This window comes from Corallococcus praedator, from assembly GCF_003612125.1.
Lineage (GTDB): Bacteria > Myxococcota > Myxococcia > Myxococcales > Myxococcaceae > Corallococcus > Corallococcus praedator.
The window spans coordinates 1-389 of the sequence record NZ_RAWI01001419.1 but is presented as its reverse complement, the minus strand read 5'-3'; the positions used below and the strand labels follow the sequence as shown (position 1 = coordinate 389).

The 389-nt window shown below is 72.2% G+C and carries 1 protein-coding gene; it reads left to right on the top strand.

The genetic code is table 11. The features are described 5' to 3' along the window. Positions 1-28: 28 nt before the first annotated feature. On the top strand, positions 29-389 hold a 361-nt coding region (locus tag D7Y13_RS44710), incomplete at its 3' end, for a circularly permuted type 2 ATP-grasp protein (protein WP_244222517.1).

The following is a 389-nucleotide window of genomic DNA, read 5'->3' as shown; positions in this document are numbered from 1 at the left end:
GGAGTGGTCGGCGCTGGAGGCCGGTGTCGTGCAGCGCTCCGAGCTGCTGGACGCGATCGTGGCCGACCTCTACGGCGCCCAGAAGCTGCTGGCCGGACGCCACCTGCCGGTGCCGGCGGTGCTGGACCACGACGAGTACCTGCGGACCATGGTCGGCGCTCCCGTCAGCCCGTCGCTGTTCATGGTCGCCGTCGACCTCGGCCGGGACGACGACGGCCGGTGGAAGGTGATGTCGGACCGGACCCAGGCGCCCTCCGGTGCCGGTTACGCGATGCAGAACCGGCGGGTGGTCTCACGGGTGATGCCGGAGGTCTACCACGCCGCCCACCTGCACCGGCTGACACCGTTCTTCCAGGCCATGCGGACCGCGCTGGTCGACGCCGCGCCGG